The organism is Streptomyces sp. NPDC001816 (assembly GCF_042892235.1).
GTDB lineage: Bacteria > Actinomycetota > Actinomycetes > Streptomycetales > Streptomycetaceae > Streptomyces.
Map to the genome: position 1 here is coordinate 725,082 of NZ_JBIATY010000002.1, position 18,039 is coordinate 743,120.

General features: G+C 70.6%; 18 protein-coding genes and 5 pseudogenes. 11 read left to right on the forward strand and 12 right to left on the reverse strand.

Going from position 1 to position 18,039, the window contains the following annotated elements:
• Positions 1 to 28: 28 nt before the first annotated feature.
• Positions 29 to 160: a hypothetical protein gene (locus tag ACFYZZ_RS09035; RefSeq protein ID WP_389173731.1), complete on the reverse strand. Its 132-nt coding sequence runs from the start codon at positions 158 to 160 to the stop codon at positions 29 to 31.
• A 28-nt stretch (positions 161 to 188) separates the two neighbouring features.
• Positions 189 to 296: pseudogene (locus tag ACFYZZ_RS09040) on the reverse strand (MerR family DNA-binding transcriptional regulator); the annotation flags it as partial.
• A gap of 183 nt (positions 297 to 479) precedes the next feature.
• On the opposite strand from ACFYZZ_RS09040, the gene ACFYZZ_RS09045 reads away from it, so the two are divergent.
• A complete protein-coding gene (locus ACFYZZ_RS09045) occupies positions 480 to 1,019 on the forward strand; it encodes a DUF6328 family protein (protein WP_389173107.1) in 540 nt (179 codons plus the stop codon).
• Here ACFYZZ_RS09045 and ACFYZZ_RS09050 read toward each other — a convergent pair.
• Positions 939 to 1,964, reverse strand: a complete 1,026-nt coding sequence (locus tag ACFYZZ_RS09050) for a cation diffusion facilitator family transporter (protein WP_389173108.1) — start codon at positions 1,962 to 1,964, stop codon at positions 939 to 941. The two genes, ACFYZZ_RS09045 and ACFYZZ_RS09050, sit on opposite strands and share 81 nt — an antisense overlap.
• A gap of 278 nt (positions 1,965 to 2,242) precedes the next feature.
• On the opposite strand from ACFYZZ_RS09050, the gene ACFYZZ_RS09055 reads away from it, so the two are divergent.
• Positions 2,243 to 4,522, forward strand: a complete 2,280-nt coding sequence (locus ACFYZZ_RS09055) for a PP2C family protein-serine/threonine phosphatase (protein ID WP_389173694.1) — start codon at positions 2,243 to 2,245, stop codon at positions 4,520 to 4,522.
• 78 nt (positions 4,523 to 4,600) lie between these two features.
• Here ACFYZZ_RS09055 and ACFYZZ_RS09060 read toward each other — a convergent pair whose 3' ends face one another.
• Positions 4,601 to 7,561 (reverse strand): HAMP domain-containing protein, encoded by a 2,961-nt coding sequence (locus ACFYZZ_RS09060; protein WP_389173110.1) that lies wholly within the window; start codon positions 7,559 to 7,561, stop codon positions 4,601 to 4,603.
• Between the two features lie 77 nt (positions 7,562 to 7,638).
• Entirely contained in the window at positions 7,639 to 8,091 is a 453-nt protein-coding gene (locus ACFYZZ_RS09065; protein WP_389173112.1) for an ATP-binding protein, read from the reverse strand.
• Positions 8,092 to 8,231: 140 nt separating this feature from the next.
• Between ACFYZZ_RS09065 and ACFYZZ_RS09070 the strand changes: the two genes are divergently transcribed.
• The gene (locus ACFYZZ_RS09070; RefSeq protein WP_389173114.1) at positions 8,232 to 9,146 is read left to right on the forward strand and encodes a SigB/SigF/SigG family RNA polymerase sigma factor; all 915 of its coding nucleotides are present in this window, start codon (positions 8,232 to 8,234) and stop codon (positions 9,144 to 9,146) included.
• Here the strand turns inward: ACFYZZ_RS09070 and ACFYZZ_RS09075 are convergent.
• From ACFYZZ_RS09075 to ACFYZZ_RS09085, 3 genes and pseudogenes are all read right to left on the reverse strand, one after another.
• Positions 9,079 to 9,564 (reverse strand): ATP-binding protein, encoded by a 486-nt coding sequence (locus ACFYZZ_RS09075; protein WP_389173116.1) that lies wholly within the window; start codon positions 9,562 to 9,564, stop codon positions 9,079 to 9,081. The two genes, ACFYZZ_RS09070 and ACFYZZ_RS09075, sit on opposite strands and share 68 nt — an antisense overlap.
• A gap of 30 nt (positions 9,565 to 9,594) precedes the next feature.
• Positions 9,595 to 9,963 carry an STAS domain-containing protein gene (locus ACFYZZ_RS09080; protein ID WP_389173117.1) on the reverse strand — a complete coding sequence of 123 codons (369 nt, stop codon included), beginning with the start codon at positions 9,961 to 9,963 and terminating at the stop codon, positions 9,595 to 9,597.
• 209 nt (positions 9,964 to 10,172) lie between these two features.
• Positions 10,173 to 10,410 (reverse strand): annotated as a pseudogene (locus ACFYZZ_RS09085) (LLM class F420-dependent oxidoreductase); the annotation flags it as partial.
• A 208-nt stretch (positions 10,411 to 10,618) separates the two neighbouring features.
• On the opposite strand from ACFYZZ_RS09085, the gene ACFYZZ_RS09090 reads away from it, so the two are divergent.
• From ACFYZZ_RS09090 to ACFYZZ_RS09125, 8 genes and pseudogenes are all read left to right on the forward strand, one after another.
• Positions 10,619 to 11,026, forward strand: a complete 408-nt coding sequence (locus ACFYZZ_RS09090; RefSeq protein ID WP_389173119.1) for a CBS domain-containing protein — start codon at positions 10,619 to 10,621, stop codon at positions 11,024 to 11,026.
• A gap of 39 nt (positions 11,027 to 11,065) precedes the next feature.
• A complete protein-coding gene (locus ACFYZZ_RS09095; protein ID WP_389173121.1) occupies positions 11,066 to 11,614 on the forward strand; it encodes a type 1 glutamine amidotransferase domain-containing protein in 549 nt (182 codons plus the stop codon).
• Between the two features lie 34 nt (positions 11,615 to 11,648).
• Positions 11,649 to 11,784, forward strand: a pseudogene (locus tag ACFYZZ_RS09100) (catalase); the annotation flags it as partial.
• Between the two features lie 179 nt (positions 11,785 to 11,963).
• Positions 11,964 to 12,176 (forward strand): annotated as a pseudogene (locus ACFYZZ_RS09105) (CBS domain-containing protein); the annotation flags it as partial.
• A gap of 112 nt (positions 12,177 to 12,288) precedes the next feature.
• Positions 12,289 to 12,664: pseudogene (locus ACFYZZ_RS09110) on the forward strand (alpha/beta fold hydrolase); the annotation flags it as partial.
• A 397-nt stretch (positions 12,665 to 13,061) separates the two neighbouring features.
• Entirely contained in the window at positions 13,062 to 13,811 is a 750-nt protein-coding gene (locus ACFYZZ_RS09115) for a UdgX family uracil-DNA binding protein (protein WP_389173122.1), read from the forward strand.
• Positions 13,808 to 14,176 carry a low affinity iron permease family protein gene (locus tag ACFYZZ_RS09120; RefSeq protein ID WP_389173124.1) on the forward strand — a complete coding sequence of 123 codons (369 nt, stop codon included), beginning with the start codon at positions 13,808 to 13,810 and terminating at the stop codon, positions 14,174 to 14,176. Before ACFYZZ_RS09115 ends, ACFYZZ_RS09120 begins: the two co-directional genes overlap by 4 nt.
• Before the next feature lie 53 nt (positions 14,177 to 14,229).
• Complete coding sequence (locus tag ACFYZZ_RS09125) at positions 14,230 to 15,012, forward strand: Fpg/Nei family DNA glycosylase (protein WP_389173126.1); 783 nt, start codon at positions 14,230 to 14,232, stop codon at positions 15,010 to 15,012.
• A gap of 32 nt (positions 15,013 to 15,044) precedes the next feature.
• Here ACFYZZ_RS09125 and ACFYZZ_RS09130 read toward each other — a convergent pair whose 3' ends face one another.
• From ACFYZZ_RS09130 to ACFYZZ_RS09145, 4 genes are all read right to left on the reverse strand, one after another.
• Positions 15,045 to 16,133 carry a glutamate--cysteine ligase gene (locus ACFYZZ_RS09130; protein WP_389173128.1) on the reverse strand — a complete coding sequence of 363 codons (1,089 nt, stop codon included), beginning with the start codon at positions 16,131 to 16,133 and terminating at the stop codon, positions 15,045 to 15,047.
• Positions 16,134 to 16,210: 77 nt separating this feature from the next.
• Positions 16,211 to 16,618, reverse strand: coding sequence for an ANTAR domain-containing protein (locus tag ACFYZZ_RS09135; RefSeq protein ID WP_389173130.1), 408 nt, complete (start codon positions 16,616 to 16,618; stop codon positions 16,211 to 16,213).
• Positions 16,619 to 16,812: 194 nt separating this feature from the next.
• On the reverse strand, positions 16,813 to 17,673 hold the full coding sequence (locus ACFYZZ_RS09140; RefSeq protein ID WP_389173132.1) for a hypothetical protein: 861 nt from the start codon (positions 17,671 to 17,673) through the stop codon (positions 16,813 to 16,815).
• Complete coding sequence (locus ACFYZZ_RS09145) at positions 17,670 to 18,029, reverse strand: hypothetical protein (protein ID WP_389173134.1); 360 nt, start codon at positions 18,027 to 18,029, stop codon at positions 17,670 to 17,672. Before ACFYZZ_RS09145 ends, ACFYZZ_RS09140 begins: the two co-directional genes overlap by 4 nt.
• Positions 18,030 to 18,039: the final 10 nt, after the last annotated feature.

Below are 18,039 nucleotides of genomic sequence, written 5' to 3' on the forward strand. Positions count from 1 at the left end.
CACACGCCGCCGGTGATGACCTCGCCGGTCAGGAGCTCAGCGTGGCGGCGAACTGCGCCGACTGCTGCGCCTGGGCAGGCCACTGCGCGCGGGCGGGCGACCCGTATCGGGCGGTGTCGAAGCCGGTGAACATGTTCTCCGGCCTGCTGAACTTTCCCATGTCGAGTGTCGTCCAGCCTGCTCGTAGTGCGGTGGCCGTTGCCGCCGATGTACGCGGGAGCAAGCAATCCGATCTCGTCGTAGTGACGCAGGGTCCGGGACGTCACCCCGGATTGCCCTGCTGACACCACCGCCACCTGCCCAGGCGGCCATCGGGAGGAACTGGCCGAGGGCGCTCTCGCTCCGCGCGTATCCACCTGAGGACGGAAGAGTTACGCAAGGGGCTGGCGGCCCGGAACGCGCACGCCGTGCTGTCACGACGCATCCTGTATCTGCGGTTCTTCCGGGACGTACAACGCGGTGATTACGGAGGGAACGTAGTGGAGCAACATACGGATTCCGTTGGACGGGGTCGCGACGAGACCGAGGAGGAGAGGGCGGACCGGCGGTGGAGCGAGTTGCTCCAGGAGCTGCGCGTGGCTCAGACCGGCGTCCAGATTCTCTTCGGCTTCCTGCTCACCGTGGTCTTCCAGTCCCGTTTCGCCACGCTGTCGGACACCGAACGGACCATCTATCTGGTGACGGTGGTCTTCGGAGCGGCCGCGACCGGCGCTCTCATCGGGCCGGTCGCGGTGCATCGCAGCCTGGCCGGTCGGCATCTCAAGCCGCAGACCGTGGACTGGGCCGCACGGCTGGCCATGACGGGTCTGCTCCTGCTGTTGTGCACGATGGCGAGTGCCCTGTTTCTGATCCTGCGGGTGGCCGGGCTGGGCGAGGTGGCGGGCTGGATCGTCACCGCGATGCTCCTGTGGTTCGTACTGTGCTGGTTCGTCGTCCCGCTATGGGCCCGGGCTCGCGCCACCGCGTCCAAGGACGCGGGAGAGCCGGCGGACCGTGACATGGGCAGTGACGGCCGATGAGGGTGGGTCCTTGTCGGGGCCGGGCGCCTCGGTGATGTCCAGGAACACATGCTCGGCCTGCGGCCACTCGCCGCTGATCCGCTTCTTGATCCGGACACAGACCAGCTCGACCTCCTCGCTGTCGAGCCCCGGTGCGAGATCGACGCGAGCGGCGACCAGCACGGAGTCCAGTCCCAGTCGCATCGTCAGCAGTGCCGCGACCCTGTCGATCTCGTTCTGGGACGCGAGGAATTCACCGATCCGGTCGCGCAGCTCCGTGTCGACCGCCTCGCCGATCAGCTGGTCCCGTGTCTCCCGGGCCAACCGATAGGCCACGCACACCAGCAGGAGGCCGATCCCCATGGACGCGCCCGCCTCCCACGCCACCTGGCCGGTCGCCAGGTGGAGCGAGATACCGCCCGCCGCGAGGAGCACACCGGCCACGGCCGTCGAGTCCTCCGCGATCACCGTGCGCAGTGCCGGGTCGGCCGCGCCCTCCCGGTGCCGACGCGCCTGGTGGAGGGCGCGGACCAGGGATCCGCCTTCGGCCAGCAGCGCCACCCCGAGCACCGCGAGCCCCGCCAGGTAGCCCTTCAACGATTCCTGCTGGTCCACTCGCAGGGCCTGGACGCCCTGGTACACGGAGAAACACCCGCCCATGACGAAGATCCCCACCGCGGCCAGCAGCGCCCAGAAGTAACGCTCCTTGCCGTAGCCGAACGGATGACGGTCGTCGGCGGGGCGCCTGCTGCGGCGTACCGCGACGAGCAGGAACACCTCGTTCAGGCTGTCCGCGACCGAGTGCGCCGCCTCCGAGAGCAGCGCGGGGGATCCGGCGAAGAGCCCGGCGACCGTTTTGGCCGCGGCGATCACGAGGTTGGCTGCGAGAGCGAACAGGACGGTGACCCGAGTGCGTACGTCCCGGGCCGTGGAGCCCCGATCGCGCTGCCCGTCCGTGCGCGTCACCAGCGCTGCCCTCCAGCCTGCCGTGCGGTCTTCGCGTTCCGCGTCGCCCCAGGGACGCGACGGTGACCGTGCGGAGGGCTCACCCTCCGCTCCGGCGAGGATGCGGCGCCGGCAACAGGGCACCGGCGTCGCCCTCTCACCGGCGACTGCCCCGGTGGGCCCCGTTCATGCGGGGCAGCGGAAGGCCTCGGTAGCGGGATGGGCGGGTAAAATCCGGAGACGTACGAGTGCATGTTCCGGGACGCCCGCGTGACGGCGGAACGGAGGTTGCCTTGACCATGTCTGCGGGGCCCGCCGGAGCGTCCGCCGACTGGGCCGATTCCGGATTCACCGGCCTGGCCGCGGAGATCGAGCGGCTCCGGGCCGACTCCGCGCGCCGCCATCTGACCGATCTGGCCACGGGCGTTCTCGCCGCGCAGCTCGGGGTCTCCGTCGCAGACGCGGCCGCGCACCTCGACGCTCTGGCCGGGGCGACCGGACTCTCGCCCGCGGATCTCGCCGCCGACGTCGTGAACTCGGTCGCGGCGCCGGGCGACCAGCCCGTCGTCCCGAGTCCGGTCCCGCCGCTCCAGGCTCGGCAGCAGCGCCGCACCGCCGCGGCCGCCGAGGCGACGGACAGTGTCGGGGACGCGGCCCGGACGCTGCTCGAGGGCGCCCTCGGCCCGCTCGGGGCGGACAGCCTGTGGCTGTGGCGTTCGGCCGCCTCCGGCAGCCTGAGCCTCGCCGGGCACGCCGGGGTCGGGGCCTCGGAGGCCGCGGCCTGGCGCTGGATCTCGCCGGCCTGTCCCGAGCCGTTTCGCACCGCCCTTGATGGCAGCGTTCCCCTGTGGCTGGAGGGCGGTCCGGCCGAAGGCTGCCCGATGCCCGGAGTACGGGCGGACGCGGCCAGGGCCCTGCTGCCCCTGAGGCGGCAGGGGGAGTTGATCGGCCTGGCGCTGGTCGGCTGGCCGGGACCCACACTGTTCGACGCCTCGCTACGGCGCGCTGTCACCGACCTGATGGGCATGGCGGTAGCCGTCCTGGACCGCCCGGACAGCCCCATGCCGGCCGTGCCCGTGATGGTCGACCTCCTCGACGCTCTCACCCAGCCTGCGGCACTGCTGCAGACGAGCGACGCGACCGGGGCCGTGATGGTCGAACACGTCAACGGAGAGGCCGTCGCCACCCTCGGGGGAGCGCTCTCGGCAGGTGACAGGCACCTGTCGCGTGTCTTCCCGCTGACCCACCAGGCCCTCGGGCGGCTGATCCGGCAGGCCCGGCAAAGCCGCCGCCCGCAGCGGGCCGCCCGGCTTCCGGCCATCGCCCGCACGGAGCCGCACGGGGCGCCCGCACCGCTGCTGGATGTCCGGGTCCTGCCGGCCGGGGACGCTCGGTACGTACTCCTGTGGAACACCGTGACCGACTCCGGCCTCGCGACCGGTCGCGCCGTTTCCCGGCTGCAGCGCGTCGCCACCTTCCAGGACAGCCTGACCGGCGGCGAGACCGTGTGGTCCGAGCAGGCCTACGACATGTTCGGGATGGGACGGGACGAGGCCCCGGTGCCCCTGCTGGCGCTGCGGGGACGGATCCACCGAGGGGACGACGGCGCCCTCACGGAACTGCTGCGCTCACTCATGGACGGCAGGACAGGCGCGCAGTCCGTGCTGCGGATCGTGCGCCCGGACGGATCCGTGCGGCATGTGCGGGTGGCGGCGGAGCCGCTGCTCGACGGGGAGACGGTCACCGGTTTCGTCGGGGTGTACCAGGACGAGTCGGTGATCCATCGCACGGAACTCGCGCTCAACGCGACGTTCGACAGCCTGACCGTGGTCCGCGACCAGGCGGAGCTACGGCACCGACTCGCTCTCCAGCTCCAGCAGGCCATCGTTCCGGAGACCCCCGCCCCCCAGGAGCTGCCCGGGGGCCTGGTGGTCGCCGCTCGATACCGTCCGGCGGCGGAGGAGTACCAGGTCGGCGGCGACTGGTACGACGTGCTGCCGCTGCCGGACGGCAAGCTGCTGGTGGCCGTCGGTGACATCGCCGGGCACGGAATCGACTCCGTCACCGGCATGGTCGCGCTGCGCAACGCCCAGCGGGCGCTCGCCTTCACCGGCGGGCCGCCCGGGCAGCTGATGGGGTGGCTCAACGAGGTCACGCTGCGCACCGGCGACGGGACGAGCGCGACAGCGGTGTGCGCCCTGTACGACCCGGACGCGCGGGACCTCGTCTGGTCGAGCGCCGGGCACCTTCCGCTCCTGCTGCTCCGGGGCGGTCGCGCCCGGCTGTTGGACACCCCTGAGGACATCCTGCTCGGCGCGGTCCCGTCGTTCCCCTATGCGGAGCGGCGCATCGCGCTGCGGCCGGGAGACACCCTGCTGCTGTACACGGACGGGCTGATCGAGCGGCGGCACGACGGGCTGGGCGTGGGACTCGCCCACCTCGTCGCCGCGGTGGACGAACTCGCGACCGACGAACTCGCGACCGGCGGGCAGCTGGGGCCGCTGGTCGACGGACTGCTCGGCCTGGCCATGGGGGACACCGACGACGACACGTGCATCGTCGCCGTCGGGGTGCGGTGACCCGCGAGCCGGAGCGGGGACGCGCCCCGTCCCGCCGGTGAGCCTCGAGGGTGAGGGACCGGCCGGGCCGGGGAGCCGTCACTTCGCCAGCCGGTGATGGATCATGGCGAGCAGCTCCGTCTGGTCGATGGGCTTGGCCAGGTAGCCGTCGGCGCCGGCTGCCAGGGCGCTGGCACGATCGCCGGGCATCGCCTTCGCGGTGACCACGATGATCGGAAGGTTCGCGCGGCCCGGGAGCCTGCGGATCTGCTCGATCGCCTCGTACCCGTCCATCCCGGCCATCATGACGTCCATCAGCACGAGCTCGATGTCGTCGCGTTCGGTGAGCAGTTCTATGGCCCGGCGTCCGCCGTCGGCGGTCACGACCCGTAGCCCATGGGTCTTCAGAACCTCCGTGAGAGCGAAGACGTTGCGCTGGTCGTCGTCCACGACCAGCACGGCCGCAGCGGACTCCGCCGCGCAGATGCCAGGAGCGGAGGGCTCCGGGAGCGTGTGCCCCCGAGGACGGGCGTCCTCGCCCGTGGCAGGCGCGGCCGGTGTGGGTGGCTCCGTGTGCACGGGGAGGTACAACGTGAAGCGGCTGCCGCGCCCCAGTGTGCTCTCGACCCCGATGGCGCCGCCGATGAGCGTGGCGACCTCCCGGCTGATGGAGAGACCGAGTCCGGTGCCGCCGTAGCGGCGCGCAGTGGTGCCGTCGCCCTGCTGAAAGGCCTCGAAGATGTGCCGGAGGCGTTCGGTGGCGATGCCGATTCCGGTGTCGGTGACGCGGAAGGCGAGTACCGGTGCGGCACCGTGCAGATCGGTGGGCGTCTCGGCGGCGTCGGCGGGTTCGACGCTCAGCGTGACGCTCCCTTCGTCGGTGAACTTCAGCGCGTTGGAGAGCAGGTTGCCCAGCACCTGACGCAGCCGCGCCTCGTCGGTGGTGAGGGACTCGGGCGCCTCCCGCGCCACGGAGACGGTGAAGTCGAGCCCACGTTCGCTCGCCACGGGACCGTACGCCGCCGTCAGGTGCTCCAGAAGATGCGACAGGAGGAAGGACTCGTGCCGGACGTCCATCTTGCCCGCTTCCACCTTGGACAGATCCAGAATGTCGTTGATCAGCTGGAGCAGGTCGGAACCGGCCGAGTGAATGACCTCCGCGTAGTTGACCTGCTTCTTCGTCAGGTTGCCCTCGGGGTTCTGGGCGAGGAGACGGGCCAGGGTGAGCAGACTGTTCAGCGGTGTCCGCAGCTCGTGACTCATGTTGGCCAGGAACTCGGACTTGTACCGTGAGGTACGGGACAACTGCTGGGCGCGTTCCTCCAGTTCCTGCCGGGCCTGCTCGATGACCCGGTTCTTCGACTCGATGTCCTTGTTGCGCTCGGCGAGCAGGGCGGCCTGCTCCTGCAGTTCCGCGTTGGACCGCTGGAGTTCCTGCTGCCGGGCCTGCAACTCCTCCGTCTTGGAACGGAGTTCGTCGGCGAGGTTCCTCGACTGGGCGAGCAGCGCGTCGGTGCGCAGATTGGCCACCAGTGAGCTGAGCACGGCTCCGGCGCTCACGACGAACCGGCCGAGGAAGTCGCGGTGCAGGGCGGTGAAGCTGTGGAGGGCGGCGAGTTCGACGGCGCCGAGCACCAGGTCCTCGACCACGATGGGCAGCACGATGAGTGCCGTGGGCTCCGCCGATCCGACGGCGGAGGAGATGGTGGCGTATCCCGGGGGCACCGAGTCGACGAGGAGGGCACGTCGGTCGCGGGCGGCCTGGCCCACGAGGCCCTGGCCGACGCGGAACCGGCGTGGCGTGCCGGACTCGGGCGGTTCGGCGAGCCCGTACCCGGCCGCCATGACCAGCTCGGGGCCGTGCTCGCCCTCTTCGACGACGAAGAAGGCACCGCACTGGGCCGAGACCAGCGGCGGCACTTCCGTCATGATCAGCTGGGCTATCTCGGGCACGCTGCGGGTGCCCTGGAGCAGTCCGGTGATCCGGGCCAGATTCGTCTGCAGCCAGTCCTGCTCCTGGTTGGCCCGGGTCGTCGCGCGCAGCGACTCCACCATGGCGTTGATGTTGTCGCGCAGTTCGCCCACCTCGCCGGGTGCGTCGACGGTGATGGAGCGGGTGAGATCCCCCTCGGCCACGGCACTCGTGACCTCCGCGATGGCCCGGACCTGCCGGGTCAGGTTGCCGGCGAGTTCGTTGACGTTGTCGGTGAGGTCCTTCCAGGTCCCGGACACCCCGTGGACCGTGGCCTGCCCGCCGAGCTTCCCCTCCGTTCCCACTTCGCGTGCCACGCGCGTCACCTCGGCGGCGAACGAGGACAGCCGGTCCACCATGGTGTTGATCGTGGTCTTGAGTTCGAGGATCTCGCCGCGTGCGGCGACGTCGATGCGGCTGGTCAGGTCGCCCTGTGCGACGGAGGTGGTGACCTGGGCGATGTTACGAACCTGGTTGGTCAGGTTGTCGGCCATGAAGTTGACGTTGTCGGTGAGGTCCTTCCAGGTCCCGGACACCCCGCGGACCGTGGCCTGACCGCCCAGCTTGCCGTCCGTACCGACCTCACGCGCCACACGGGTGACCTCCTCCGCGAACGACGACAGCCGGTCGACCATGGTGTTGATCGTCTCCTTGAGCTCCAGGATCTCGCCGCGTGCGTCCACCCGGATCTTCTGCGTGAGATCCCCGCGGGCGACGGCGGTCGCCACATGAGCGATGGAACGCACCTGCAGAGTGAGGTTGTCCGCCATCGCGTTGACGCCAGTGGTCAGCTCATGCCAGGCCCCGCTCGTCCGCGGTTCGTGCACGCGGCTGCCGAGCACCCCTTCGTCGCCCACCTGTCCGGCGACCCGAGTGACCTCGGACGTGAGCAGGGAGAGCCGGTCGACCATGTCGTTGTAGACCACGGCGATGTCCCCGAGGGTTCCGGCGGCGTCCTCGGGGAGCTGGACGGAGAGATCTCCGTCCCGTACCGCGGTGAGTCCGGCGAGCAGTCGACGCAGGCCGTCCTCATCCGAGCCGGCGGCGGCCGGGGCCGCGCCGAGGCGCGCTGCTCTGCGCTTTGCCATGAGAGCACCTCGTACGAGCGGGCGACGCGTGGGCCGACAGGCCTGACTGCGGAGTGGCCACGCACCGCGTTTCCACTCTAGGACCGGTCCGGAGCAGCGGCTTCCGGGACGATGTCCACCTCGAACCAGACGGTCTTGCCACCGTGAGAGCCGGGTACGCACCCCCAGCGCGCCGCGAGCCGCTCGACGAGATACAGCCCGTGCCCCGAGGTGCGAGACGCACTGTGCCGGCCCTGCAGATGAGGAGCCGCCGGGCTGGTGTCGCTGATCTGCACCCACAGTGCCCGATCGGTTGCCGTGAGGTGCAACTCGGACGGAGCGCCCCCGTGCGTGCAGGCGTTCGTGACCACCTCCGACACCAGCAGCACGGCGTCGTCGGCGGCTTTCCGGCCGGGCCCGCCGGCGGATCCGAACCATGTGAGCAGCGCCCGCTGTGTGAGGGCGCGGCAATGGGCGACCACTCCGGGTTCCGCCGGGAGTTCGTAGCGCAACGAGCGGTCGCCGGTCGGCTGCTCCGTGGTCCTGGCCACGCGCTGCGCCTTTCCAGAGCACACCGCATCAAAACATCCCATAGCATTCCATAGGGGGAGAATGGCTACAGGATGCTCGACCGACGGACCCCACCGCGTTCACCGCGGCGCAGGCCCACCGCCACCGTCGAAGGAGCCTCATGTCCACCGTCCAGGCCTCCGGGACCTCCGCCCATGACGCGGGCGCCGCGATGCGCCGCGCGGCCCTTGCCGGACTGCCCGACATCACGCGGCCGACCGAGGTCTCGACGGATGACGCGCGGTCCCTCTCCGCGGCCCTCTTCCCCCGCCTGCGTGAACTCGAGGAGGGCACGCCCGAGTACTCCTACGTGCGCAACACCCTGGTCGAACTGAATCTCAGTCTCGTCAGGTTCGCCGCCCGCCGGTTCAGAGACCATCCGGACGCGGCGGAGGACATCATGCAGGTCGGCACGATCGGTCTGATCAAGGCGATCAACCGTTTCGACGCCGACCGCGACGTCGAGTTCTCGGCGTTCGCCCTGCCGACGATCGTCGGCGAGATGAAGCGGTTCTTCCGTGACACGACCTGGGCCGTGCGGGTTCCCCGACGGCTCCAGGAACTGCGGATCGAGATGGCGAAGTCCGCCGACCGCCTGGAGCAGCACCTCGGGCACCGGCCCAGTCGCGGCGAACTCGCCGCCCAGATGCATGTCACCGAGGAGTGCGTGGCCGAGGGCGAGCGCGCCGCCAACGGCTATGCCGCCCGCTCCCTCGACGCGCCGGTCGAGGACGACGACGCCGACGCGCTGCGTCTCGTGACGCGGCATCTGGCCACATCGGAGCCGTCGTACGAACTCGTCGAGGACTTCGAGTCGCTGAAGCCGCTGATCGCGCGACTGGGCGAACGGGATCGTCTCGTGCTGTCGCTGCGCTTCGGCGAGGAACTCACTCAGGCGGAGATCGGTGAGCGTCTCGGACTGTCGCAGATGCACATCTCGCGTCTGCTCAAGCGGATTCTCGGCGAACTCAGAGCGGGCTTGGTCGACGACGAGCCGACCGCGCCCGAAGGGACTTCTGCTCGGGCGGGCGGGTGACCTCCACCCATACGACCTTTCCGCGGGCGTGATCCGGCTTGGCCTCGGATCCCCACGTGCGGGCCAGCCGATCGAAGATCATCAGGCCGTGTCCACCGGGAAGCGCGGGCGAACGCGGAGCCTTGGCGTGCGGATGCTCGGGGCTCGCGTCGGACACTTCGATGCGCAGCCGTTCGCCGGCGTGCCGGAGGACCAGTTCCTCCGGGCCCCCGGCGTGCAGACACGCGTTGGTGACCACCTCCGACACCAACAGCAGCACATCCTCGACCTGTTCGCGTGCCTCCGGAGTGGCGACAGGAAGCCAGCCCCAGTCGGTCAACGCCGCCGCGGTGAAGTCGCGGCAGCGGGTCACCGCCCCGCTTGTGCCGCGCAGGGCGAGTCGTCTGACCTGCTCATGGTCGGCGCCTGTCGTCGTCATGGTCCCTCCGTCGGCTCCGACCGCCGCGCGTCACGTGCCTGCCTCGCCGTCCATGAGTGCCGTCTCGACGTCCTGGAACACCCGGAAGACGTTGTGAGCGCCGGTGATCTCGAACATGCGGTCCACTGGCGGGCGCAGTCCGGCGAGATCCAGGCGTCCTCCGTGGCTCAGCATGCGCAGCCGGGCCTTGAGCAGGACGTTCAGCCCGGTCGAGTCGCAGAACTGCAGCCCGGAGCAGTCGGCGATGATCCGCCGTGCTCCGCTTCCCTCTTCCAGGGCCGCCTTCAGGGGCCCTGCCGAGTCGTGGTCCACCTCTCCGGTCATGACCAGTACAACCGTGTCCGTCCGGGCCTCGGGCCGTATCTCCACGACGAGCCGAGGCTGCCGGCCTGTGCCCATCGCGTGATGGTTCGTTGCCCGCTCTTCAGCGTCCACGGCAACGCACGCCTCCTCCCTGCACCCGGGAATGGGCAGGATTCCCTGCAGCAGGATGCCATCACCAACACCATCAAGGGGTGTATGCCCAAATTGTTACGTAATATCCGCCTCGTCGTGCGCCCGTCAGCCGCGCAGCAGCGGCAGGACCTTGGTGCGGTAGTACGCCGCCCCCGTTCTTCGGTGACAAGTTCGGACGCGCGCTCGAAGTGGCGTGGGGTCGGCAGGATCTGCGCGAGTTCTCCGGGCAACTGCTCGTTGGCCCACAGACAGTGTGCGGTGCGGACGGCCTCACGCCGGTCGGTGCCCCAGCACACCTTGACCCCACTGGGACTGGCTTGGCGCCGACGCCTCCGCGCCGAACCGCTCGACCATGCCGGCATCGGGCGCCATGGTGATCGGCCCGTCACCTGCTGGTCGTTCCAGTCCTCCCGGGTCGAGTGTGCCCCGTCATGGCGACTCCGCTGGTGAGTACCCGGTGGAGGTCGGGTCGTGCCGGGTGTCTCAGGAGTTCGCGGTGAGGCGCACGGTGCGGGGTACCCGGCAGCAGAGCGCGCGGTGACCGCGCCCTACCGGAGAGCGGAAGGGGGCCGAAATGGTCAGGAAAGTGCGCGACATCATGACCGATGCTCTGACGGCCGTGGACGCGCGGGCGTCGGTGACATCGGTGGCTCAAGTGATGCGCGATCAGGGCATCGGTCTCGTCCTGGTGACGGACGACGGCGACCTGATGGGGCTCGTCAGCGATCGGGATCTGGTGGTCGGCGCTGTCGCGGACGGAGCCGACCCTCGGCAGCTGCCCGTGGCCCAGGCGGTGTGCCGGGACCTGGTCACAGTCCATGCGGACGAAGACATCGATCACGCCGCGAGGACGATGCGTGAGCGGTCGGCTCGGCACGTCGCGGTGATCGACGAGGGCGGACCCGTGGGTCTCGTCTGCCTCGACGACCCGGCCATCGAGGCGACCTCGGCACCCATCGTGGCACCGACGCCGGATCTCGACAGCGGCGCCGGACCCGCCGAATGACAGGAGACGACGACAACGGGAAAGGAGCGTCGACCGATCATGCGTATCGCGTTTCTGACAGCGCCCAAGGGCGTCGAACAGGTGGAGCTCACCGAGCCCTGGCAGGCGGCATTGGAAGCCGGGCACGAGCCGGTGCTGGTGTCCACCGAGCCGGGCGAGGTCCAGGCCTTCCACCACCTGGACAAGGCGGACAGGTTCACGGTGGACGAGGTCGTCGGTGAGGTGTCCGCGGATTCCTTCGGCGGCCTGGTCCTGCCGGGCGGGGTCGCCAATCCGGACTTCCTGCGGATGAACGGCAAGGCCGTGGCGTTCGTGAAGGAGTTCTTCGAGCTGGGGCGCCCGGTCGCCGCGATCTGTCACGCGCCCTGGACCCTCGTCGAGGCGGACGTGGTGCGGGGGCGTGAGCTGACCTCATGGCCGAGCCTGCGGACGGACATCCGCAACGCGGGCGGCACCTGGGTCGACGAGCAGGTGAAAATCTGCGACCACGGGCCCAACAAGCTGGTCACCAGCCGCAAGCCGGGCGATCTGAAGGCCTTCTGCGCAGCGTTTCTGGACGTGTTCGCCGAAGAGATGACGGCACGATGACCACGACCCCCGACCTCAAGGACGAACAGCTCGAGCAGTCGTCCACGCGCGAGGCGAGGACGCGTACGGCTACTTGAGAACCGTACGCATTCTGTGCCGAGTTCACCCGCGCCGCCTTTCTCCAGGACCCCGACGTGCGCACGCCGGTCTGCGTACGGTTCGCGACAGTGACTTCGATCGGCGTGACCTGCGGGACACGATCGATGGGGCTACTACCCGGAGTTGATCCGGCTGGGCGAGCCCGACTTCAGCGAACGGCCGGTGAACCGCCCGGTGGGCCCGGGACACCGCGAGCACGGTTCACACGCGCGATCGTGGCCGCCGTCGCGGCACACCGCCACTGGGGCCGGTGGCGAGCGCGTGCAGCAAGGACCTGGTCACCGTCACTCCCGACGACGACGTCGATCAGGTCATCGGACTGATGCGTGAGCGGGCGGTGCGCCGGGTGCCGGTGATCGAGGGCGACCACCCCGTCGGGGTCGTCTCCTTGGGAGACCTGGCCATCGAACGCGATCCCCGCTCCGTGCTCGGGGACATCAGCTCGGCACGGCCCAACGAGTGATAGGAGGCACTGACCCGAGCGGGATCTCCCTTGCGGGTGGCCCGGGGATGCGCACACATACGCGTTGCTCCCTTTGTGTTGAGTCGCCGTCGCCGCCCTGTGCGCGTTCCCGGCGGCACGTGCAGGCGGCATGAAGCCCACCCTCGTGCTGGTGGCACGGTGCCTTCGCCGACGGTTCCAGCTGGAACGGAGTGGTGCGCGGCCTGCAGCAGGCCGGGTATCCGGTCGTCGCTCCCGCCAACCCGCTGCGCGGGCCGGCCAGTGACGCCGAGTAGCCGCCTCGGCCCTGGGAGAAGGCCACCAGGGCCGCCTGGAAGACCATCCCCTCCCGGACTCTGATCACCACCGAGGACCGCAACATCCCACCGGCCGCACAGCGCGTCATGGCCCAGCCCGCCCACGCGCACACCGCCGAGGCCAATGCGTCCCACGCCGTCTCGGTCTCCCGGCCGGGCGCGGTCGTCCGCCTGATTGAACAGGCAGCCCGGCCACCGCCACCACGGCGACGACCGGCATCGAACCCTCCGGTCCGACCCTTGCGACGACCGGCTCCGGGCGGCCGGTCATGCAGGCGATCACCCTCGGCGGCATGGCCGCCGGGTCGGTGGCCGCCGGTTCTGCCGTCGTGCGCCTCGACCGCCGGTGGCGATTGATATCGAAGAACGGTCGCTGAGACTCGCCCCGCGGCCGCAGACATCCACCACCGTGCCGCGAGTACCCCGCCTCGTGGGGGGTACTCGGGCGGGGGGCCCGTAGCCACCCGGTGACGAGCGCGGGCCTCAGGCGGAAGGAGCGACGGCCATGGGCGCGGTGAGGCAATCGGTCGGGGGCGACGGCGAGTCCGGTGCGTGGCGCGGCCGGGCCGTTCCAGGGCGATGACTCGCCATGGCCGGGACGGGAACCGAGGTCCGGAGCAGCCAAGCGCATGACGCGACGCCCTTCCTTCCGGGTCGGCGCGCGGGGCTGCCCGGGCTGCGGAAGGCGGCCGCGCTGTGCCAGGGCTGCCCGCTGTACCGAGAGGCGACCCAGACCGTGTTCGGCGAAGGCGACACGGACGCACGCGTCCTGCTCCTCGGCGAGCAGCCCGGGGACCAGGAGGACCGGCAGGGCAGACCGTTCGTCGGCCCCGCGGGCGGGGTGCTGAAGCGAGCCCTCGCGGACGCGGGCATCGATCCGGAGCAGGTCTACGTGACCAACGCGGTCAAGCACTTCAAGTTCACGGTGCCCGAAGGCCGTAAACGCCGCATCCACAAGGCGCCCACCCTGCGCGAGATGACGGCCTGCCGGCCCTGGCTGGTGGCTGAGCTGCGGGTCGTGTCACCGAAGGTGGTCGTCGCGCTCGGCGGGACGGCGGGCAAGGCCCTCCTCGGCCCGGGATTCCGGGTGACCGAGCAGCGTGGCGCCCTGCTGCCCTGGCCCGGCCTCGACGAGAACGGCGACGCAGGCGGTGCCGGCGGGGCCGACGAGGGGATCAGCGGGCTCGTGGCGACGATCCACCCGTCCGCCGTCCTGCGCGCCGACGACCGAGCGGCGGTCTACGACGGCCTGGTCGCCGATCTGCGACTGGTCGCGGACGTCCTCGCGGGTGACCTGGCGGACGGCGGCGGGCGCGCCCGGAGAGGCCAGGACCGATGACCTTCCCGCATCCCGCCGACCGGGGCGGCGACCGGCGCCGGTGGTTCGAACGGTTCGCGGAGGGAGCGTCGCTGTTCACCAGTTCCCCTCTGTTCTTCCTGCTGTGCCTGGCGCTGGTCGCATGGATGGTGATCGTCCATGCCCTCGGGATGGGCATGGAGTGGCAGGTGCTCGCCGGGGACGCCATGACGGCCGTGACGCTGCTCCTGCTCGCCCTGCTGAAGAACTCGGAGCTACGGGCCGAGCGCGCCATCCAGCGCAAACTGGACGCCATCGCCGCGGCCCTGCTCGAAGCGCAGGAGGGCTCGCCGGGCAAGGCGCATGAGGACCTCAGGGCCGCCATCCGTATGGAAGAGGAGATCTGACGAGAGCGTGTGGCGAGGTTCGAGCGCGTCCTTACGTGCTCCGGGAGGCAGGCATGCCGGAGTTGCCCGACGTCGAGGGCTTTCGCGACGTACTGAACACCTGTGGCCGTGGCCGGCGCGTCCGACGCGTCGACGTGCGCGACACGGGCGTCCTGCGTGGGGTCACCGCGAAACGGCTGCGACGGGAGGTGGAGGGGAGACGGCTCGGCCGGCCGTGGCGGCATGGGAAGCTGCTGGTCGTCCCGGTCGGTGACGGTCCGGCCCTCGTCTGGCACTTCGGCATGACCGGCGAGCTGGTTCGTGCTCGCACGGAAGACCCGCTGGACACCCATGACCGGGTCGTCCTGACCCTGGACGACGAACGGCAGCTGCGCTACCGCGACCAGCGCAAACTCCAGGGCATACGGTTCTCCCCGAGCCCGCGGGCGCTGGAGCGGCTCCTGGCCCGGCTGGGCCCCGACGCCCTTGAGATGACACGCCCGGACTTCCTGAAATTGCTCGCCGGGCGGCGAGGAGCCGTCAAGGGCGTGCTGATGGACCAGTCACTCATCGCCGGCCTCGGGAACCTGCTCAGCGACGAGATCCTCTGGCGGGCGCACGTGACTCCCGTACGCCCTGCGCGGGATCTCGGAGACGCCGAAGCACGTCGCGTGTTCACGGCGATGCGACGGGTGCTCGCCACCTCCACCCGCGCCGGACGTGTGCCGCCCCGCCGCACCTGGCTCACCGGCCATCGCGACGATGCCGAACCGGCGTGCCCGCGCTGTGGTGGACGGCTGCGCTCACGCCGCGTCTCCGGCCGCCGCACCGTCTGGTGCGAGCGCTGCCAGCACTGACCCGGGCACTGCGCCGGTCGGGGCCGAGTCGCTCACGCCAGGGTGCGCTGAACGCATTCGGTGACGACGTCCCGCAGGCTGCCCGTGCGTTCCAAGAGCGCCCGCTGTTCGCTCGCGCCGTTTCCCCGGCTCAGCAACTCGGCGACGGCCCGTTCGACGCGGGCCGCGTCGCCGCTCTCGATCAGAGCATCCCCGGTGTGTTCCAGGAACGAGCGCACCACGTCCGCGGCGGGCCGGGGCCGCATGGTCGCGGGATCCAGTAGATCCTGCCCCAGGCCCGACCGGGCGGCCTGCCAGGCGGCCAGCCGCATCAGGCTTACGCTGTGGTCGAGCGGTGGCCTGCCCGCCCGCCAGTCACGTGCGGCGGTCTCCACCAGGGCGCGGACCAGTGTGGCGACGAGCACGGCGGTGTCCGCGCATAGGCACACATCCGCCACCCGGACCTCCACCGTCGGAAAGTGCGCGCACAGACGGGCGTCGAAGTACGCCATCGCCTCGTCCAGGATGACGCCGCTGGCCACCATGTCGGCCACCAGCCGGTGGTAGCGCTCGGCGGACCCGAACAGCTCGGCCGGCCCGGCCGACGGCCAGTGACCCCAGACCCGGGTGCGGTAGCTGGCGTAGCCGGTGTCGCGGCCTTGCCAGAACGGAGAGTTGGCGCTGACCGCGCAGAGCACGGGCAGCCAGGGTCGGATCCGGTCGAGGACGGCGACGCCCTCCTCGTCGGACTCCACTGCCACATGCACATGACAGCCGCAGGACAGTTGGCCCCGGGTACCGATCCCGTACCGGTCGGCCATCCACTGGTAGCGCTCGTCCACAGTGATCGACGGGCTGACCGGCAGCGGGGAAGTGGCGAGCGCGGCGACCGCGCACCCGATCTCGCCGGCGTGCCGTGCCGCCTCCTTGCGGCAGCGCACGATCTCGGCGCCGAGGTCCGCCATCTCCGATCGCGGGCGCGTGGCGAACTCCAGCATCTGCCCGAACAGCTCCTTCTCGAAGACCTCCCGTCCGGGATCGTCCTGGGCGGCACGGGCAAGAATGTCGGCCGACACTGCCCTCGGCTCCCCGCTGTAGGCATCGACCAGGAGGAGTTCCTCCTCCACTCCCACGGTACGCACCTGACACCGCCCTCCTGCTCTGCCGTGCGGGGCCGTCCGGCGGCCGGGGCCGTCGCCGAAACCCGGGTGTGCGCTGCTTACGCCACCTCAAGCTTGCCGCGCCAATGGACCGCAGTCGAACCGCCGACCGCCGGGGTGTGCTCGGTTACGTCGGATCCTGCGTCTACCAGCGCAGTGTCCAGTGCCCGACGCAGGTCGTCGGGCAGTCGACCGGTCTCCGCCCAGTCGACGAGGAGCCCGGCGATCGCACGCAGTCCGATGTCGGTGCGCCGGGAGCCCGCCGTGAGGACTTCGATGCCCTGATCAGGACGGAGGCCGCCGACGGCCTTGACCACGCCGATCGCCTGGTCGATCACAGCGTGTGACACGACGGCGTCTTGCAGATGGTGGATCTCCCCTCGCAAACCACTGATCTTGATGTGGAGGTCTTCGCAGGTCGGGAGCGTGCCACTGCGGTGCGCTCCGGGTGGCCAGGATGTGAGCAACCCATCGTCATCACGTCCCAGAACTGGCTCTCCGCCCCGGGCCGGCGCCGACGTGCCGGAGTACGGGGAGGACAAACTCCCGAGTACCCACAGAACGCATGTGCGTGCATCATGGGCCCGATGCCGAGGACCGTCGTCGGCCCCTGTTCGCACTGGGCTTCCCCCGGGTGGCCGGGGTCGTCGTCGCCCGCCCGTCACGCTCCCTTGCGCACCACCCGAGTCACCTCGCGCCCGATCTCCGGTGTGACGCGCCCGTCCGGGACGGGGATGCCGAGCGAGGTGGCGAGGCTCGCTCCATGGAGATCGACCGCCGACTCCATCAGCTGAGCCAGGTTCGTGACGGCCGACCGGCCTCGGACAACGGCCGTGAGGAGCGCTCCCAGCCCTGCCGGCCCGAGGGGCCACCAGACCGCTCCGGCGAGGATGTACAGAACGCCCCAACCAGCCACCGCAGCCGACCTGTTGACCGCATCCCTGCTCTCGTCCAATACCGCCCGGACCTCCTCGGGCAGCACCAACCACAGCCGCGGCCAGCCGTGTTCGAGGTCGAGACCGTACTCGATCCCGACGCGGGTGCTCAGCGCCGCGATGCTGTCACCCATGCGCGTCGGCCTCGTCGGAGGCGCCAGCGCGATGCGATTGCGCCGGTACGCCAACTGGGCCAAGGTCTCGTCCGACTGCCCCTGGCGGTACGCCTGTTCATAGCCCTCCTGGGCGCGAGCCCAGCGGCGACGGCGCCGATCGGCCAGTGCCTCGCCGGTACGTCCGGGCCACTGTCCGAGCCACAGCCAGTGAACGGCCCTCCCCGCGCCCTGTGCCAGCAGCCCCGCCCAAGCCGACAGCAGTACGGCGCCCAGAGCGGCGGCGGCGAGTTGACCACCCGAGGCCCTGCCCTGCTGAAGCGCCGCCACGAAGTGATCGCTGCCAGGCCACGACCCGAAGTGCATCCGCCAGCCCACCACAACAGAGGCGACGAAGAGAGCCCCGGGCACGACGAGGAGGGAGACCCACTTGCCGGCCAGCTGCTTGGCGAGCTCGTTGAGGAAGGAGTTCACCGAGCGCGCCGCTCCGACGTCGCCCGCGCCAACGGCTCCCCGAACAGGTGGCATTCGGGCGTCGCCACACCCGGCGCCCGTACCCAGTCCCGGTCGCACCGCCCTGCGGGACAGACGAACAGCCCGTCGACCGGCACCCCCGGAGTCACCCCGGGCACCCCGACCACCGACCTGGCACCGACGGCCGGAATCCCGAACTCCCGGCCCAGTTCGTCGAGTTGAGCCACCACACCGCTATCCGTCCGCATCCGGTGCACCAGCTCCGCGACCTCGTCCGCGCGGCCCTGCGCCGCGGCGAGCCGACGCAGGAGAGGGAGAGCCTCACACCAAGCCGCGACATCCCCCCGACGTTCCATGCTGCCCCTT

What these genes read in the sequence shown, in the direction of transcription:
- ACFYZZ_RS09090 (WP_389173119.1), top strand. Translation starts at nt 10,619, where the DNA reads ATGACCGATGCTCTGACGGCCGTGGACGCGCGGGCGTCGGTGACATCG.
- ACFYZZ_RS09035 (WP_389173731.1), bottom strand. Translation starts at nt 160, where the DNA reads ATGGGAAAGTTCAGCAGGCCGGAGAACATGTTCACCGGCTTCGACACC.
- ACFYZZ_RS09125 (WP_389173126.1), top strand. Translation starts at nt 14,230, where the DNA reads ATGCCGGAGTTGCCCGACGTCGAGGGCTTTCGCGACGTACTGAACACC.
- ACFYZZ_RS09060 (WP_389173110.1), bottom strand. Translation starts at nt 7,561, where the DNA reads ATGGCAAAGCGCAGAGCAGCGCGCCTCGGCGCGGCCCCGGCCGCCGCC.
- ACFYZZ_RS09120 (WP_389173124.1), top strand. Translation starts at nt 13,808, where the DNA reads ATGACCTTCCCGCATCCCGCCGACCGGGGCGGCGACCGGCGCCGGTGG.
- ACFYZZ_RS09095 (WP_389173121.1), top strand. Translation starts at nt 11,066, where the DNA reads ATGCGTATCGCGTTTCTGACAGCGCCCAAGGGCGTCGAACAGGTGGAG.
- ACFYZZ_RS09055 (WP_389173694.1), top strand. Translation starts at nt 2,243, where the DNA reads ATGTCTGCGGGGCCCGCCGGAGCGTCCGCCGACTGGGCCGATTCCGGA.
- ACFYZZ_RS09070 (WP_389173114.1), top strand. Translation starts at nt 8,232, where the DNA reads ATGTCCACCGTCCAGGCCTCCGGGACCTCCGCCCATGACGCGGGCGCC.
- ACFYZZ_RS09075 (WP_389173116.1), bottom strand. Translation starts at nt 9,564, where the DNA reads ATGACGACGACAGGCGCCGACCATGAGCAGGTCAGACGACTCGCCCTG.
- ACFYZZ_RS09115 (WP_389173122.1), top strand. Translation starts at nt 13,062, where the DNA reads ATGGCCGGGACGGGAACCGAGGTCCGGAGCAGCCAAGCGCATGACGCG.
- ACFYZZ_RS09145 (WP_389173134.1), bottom strand. Translation starts at nt 18,029, where the DNA reads ATGGAACGTCGGGGGGATGTCGCGGCTTGGTGTGAGGCTCTCCCTCTC.
- ACFYZZ_RS09080 (WP_389173117.1), bottom strand. Translation starts at nt 9,963, where the DNA reads ATGGGCACAGGCCGGCAGCCTCGGCTCGTCGTGGAGATACGGCCCGAG.